The 3,289-nt window shown below is 54.2% G+C and carries 3 protein-coding genes and 1 pseudogene; 3 read left to right on the top strand and 1 reads right to left on the bottom strand.

The genetic code is table 11. The features are described from left to right. From ABX962_RS33165 to ABX962_RS33155, 3 genes and pseudogenes are all read left to right on the top strand, one after another. Positions 1 to 244 (top strand): annotated as a pseudogene (locus ABX962_RS33165) (hypothetical protein); the annotation flags it as partial. Beyond that, positions 241 to 1,863 (top strand): ABC transporter permease, encoded by a 1,623-nt coding sequence (locus tag ABX962_RS33160; protein WP_372725966.1) that lies wholly within the window; start codon positions 241 to 243, stop codon positions 1,861 to 1,863. The pseudogene ABX962_RS33165 and the gene ABX962_RS33160, both read left to right, overlap by 4 nt. A gap of 42 nt (positions 1,864 to 1,905) precedes the next feature. After that, entirely contained in the window at positions 1,906 to 2,643 is a 738-nt protein-coding gene (locus tag ABX962_RS33155) for an ankyrin repeat domain-containing protein (protein WP_372725965.1), read from the top strand. A gap of 28 nt (positions 2,644 to 2,671) precedes the next feature. Here ABX962_RS33155 and ABX962_RS33150 read toward each other — a convergent pair. Next, positions 2,672 to 3,289 (bottom strand): S1C family serine protease (locus ABX962_RS33150; protein WP_372725964.1); only part of this gene is annotated, 618 nt, incomplete at its 5' end.

Below are 3,289 nucleotides of genomic sequence, written 5' to 3'. Positions count from 1 at the left end.
GTCTCGGCGAATGGAACCTGTGCTTCGACAAATTGGCGACGAACTGTTTGGCACGCAAGACGAGGGGATTGATCCCGAGTTTGCCCTGGTGCTGCGGAATCAGATTTTTGGCAAAGATCGCCGCTGGATCATCGCGTCGCCAATTCAAGACGAGCACGACGAATCCGAACCACGTGTCATTCCGGTCGCCAGTCAATGGATGGCGTATCCGATCGTGTATCTCGCTGAAAAGGACGTCCAGTGAGTCTCGACACGGAAACCGAGAAGATCGCGGCATCCGACAACGGATTGCCGCTACGTTTAATCGATCTGCAGATCCAGATCGCCGATCGCGTGTTGATTCGCGACACCTCGCTGACGATTCCGGCAGGCAAAATCACCGTGATCGTGGGCGCCAGCGGAGCGGGAAAATCGGTCTTGCTGCGGACATTGGCCGGATTGATCGGGCGCGATCATGAGGCGATTTCGTGGCAAGGCAGTATTGCGATTGGCCATGACGATGCCTCGCAAAACCGCCACCCCCGCTTATTAAACCGCGTTGGCATCGTGTTTCAACAATTTGCGTTGTTTGACGAGTTGTCGCCTACCGCCAATGTCCAATTCGCCATCGATCATCGCAGTGATCCCTCGACACCACCATCTCAATCGGCCAAGGCTTGGGTCGATGAACTTGGCGTCCCCGCCCACACATCGGTGTCGGCGCTAAGCGGAGGCCAGAAACAACGTCTCGCGATCGCCCGCACGCTGGCCGCTGCGCCGGATATTTTGTTGTACGACGAACCGACCAGCGGGCTTGATTCCGCCAGCGGACGGAAAGTTGGCGAATTGATTCGGCATACTCAAACAATCCACCGCACCACCAGCATCGTGGTCACGCATGACTATTTAACGCTGCTGCCGATCGCCGACGAAGTGCTGTTGCTTGATTCCCAAACCAGCAAATTGGTGCGAATTGAGAATGACCAATGGGACCAAATCCCGGCACGGATGCAGCCGGTTGCTCTCCGCGATACCGACATCAACGAAGCGACCGCGACACTGGCGTCACGATTCGGCAATCTCGCTCGCCAACGCGTTGACGATTTCTTTACGACGACCGGTTCAGCGATTTGGACTGCGATCTGCTTGCCGTTTGAATTGCGTCCCTATTTCCCCCACTTTCGCTGGGGGATGCGGTTTGTGCTGCATTATTTGCGGCTGGTCGGCGGTCCGTCCGCCTGGTTTTATCTGATTCTGGCGGGAATGATCATCGGGTTCACCAGCACCTATTTTACATTTGAATTTTTACCATTCCAGGCCTACACACAGCCGCTGTTGATCGACGAGCTGTTGGCTTCGATTGGTTTTGCGTTGTACCGCATCTTGGTTCCGGTACTAGCAACGATTTTGATCGCCGCACGCTGCGGTGCCGCCGTCGCCGCCGATGTCGGTGTGAAGCGGTACGGAGGTCAAGTCGATGCGTTTCAGACACTCGGGGTTAAGCCGCGAACGTATCTGCTGCTGCCGATCGTGATTGCGTTTGTGATCGCGACTCCGATGTTAGAGTGGATGGCGCTGAGTGCGGCGAAGCTGATCAGCTTGGTGACGTTTCTGTCGACGCATCCCAACGAGGGCCCCTATTTCTGGCAGCAGAATTTCTATCGCAATCTCGTCCCGATCGAAGGCTCGTTATTGCGAGGATGGGAGTGGGTGCTGACCAAGAATCTGATCTGCGGGTTTGGGATCGCCTGCATCGCCTACTACCAGGGTTTGGCTCCGAAAAAGTCAGCCAACGACGTCAGCGGCGCGATCACGTCGACGGTGCTGTGGACGACGCTGTATGTTTTGGTGGTGCATTTCGTGACGGCATTGATTGAATTTTAGGGACATTTCCCGACGCTTGGATTTTCGACTACAATTCCCAACATGAAAAACACACAACGCCTCGCGATTTCTTTCTTGTTGACCTTGGCCTCACTTGCCGTTTTCAACGGATGTTCTTCTGACACGAAAAAGGCTGAACCGACAGCCAACACGGACGCCCCAGCACCGCAGACATCCCCCGCAGAAGAATCGGGCGGTTTGACACCCAACAACGAAATATTAGGTACTGCGACACCCAACAGTGAGAAACTTCCCGCGCACCAGCCGAAGTTTAGCGATGATGCTTATTGGATGGCCGCGCTGGATGGCAACATGCAAGTGATCGAGATGGCGATCAAGTCTGACACCCAAATCGACGTCAAAAACGAACGAGGCCACAACGCGTTACATTTGGCCGCCTACAACGGTCACACCGAAGTGGTGAAGTACTTTCTGCGAAACGACTTCAAGGTCGACGAGCGAGATTCCGAAGGCAAATCGGCTCTGATTCATGCAGCATCGGGCGACTTTCCCGAAACCGTCGAACTGCTGATCGCAAAGGGAGCCGATGTGAATTTGAAGGATGAGACCGAAGGCTTTACCGCGCTGATGATGGCGGCAGCCGAGGGCCAGATGAAAGTCGTCGAGGTCCTATTGAAACATGGCGCGGACAAGACGATGAAAGATATTGATGGCGACACCGCCGAAGTCTTTGCCCGCAACAATAGCCACTTTGAAATCGCGGATTTGTTAGCGGACAAAGACGAAGAAAAAAACAAAGAGGAATCAAAGTCGGAATAGGCTACGTCGAAAATCGACGCGAGTTTCATTACTCTGCCGATTTTACTTCTGCCGACTCGCCCTCTTTCTTCTCTTCTTCATCGCTCTTCTGTAACGTCGGATCCTCGATCGAAGCCAATTCGACTTGCAGCGTCATTTCCTTACCCGCTCGAGAGATTTTGACATTCTGCATCGAACCAATCGGTTTTCGCTCGATGATTTCTCGCAAGTTGCTTGGATTGAGTACTCGTTCCCCGGCAAATTCGAGAATCACGTCCATCGGCTTTAATCCCGCACGTGCTCCTGCCGATCCCGCGATCACTTGATGGACCAAGATCCCCAGCCCCACGGGAAGATTGACCTTCTTGGCCACTTTGGTATTGAGTTCAGCCAAACTAATCCCCAACGCGGCACGTCGAACGCGTCCATGTGCGGCAAGTTCATCGGCGATCCATTTCGCTTGATTGATGGGGATGGCAAACCCGATTCCTTGATAGCCTCCATTGCGTGTCGCGATGGCGGTGTTAATTGCAATCATCTTTCCATCCAAATCGACGAGCGGCCCTCCCGAGTTGCCTGGATTGATTGCAGCATCGGTTTGCAACAACCGACCACGGCGGATGCGGGGCAGTTTCCGATTTTTGGCGCTAACAATCCCCGCGCTGAC

It is taken from the genome of Novipirellula sp., from assembly GCF_041583735.1.
Taxonomy (GTDB): Bacteria; Planctomycetota; Planctomycetia; order Pirellulales; family Pirellulaceae; genus Novipirellula.
The sequence above is the reverse complement of the archived record's forward strand: the minus strand, read 5'-3'. Positions and strand labels throughout refer to the sequence as shown.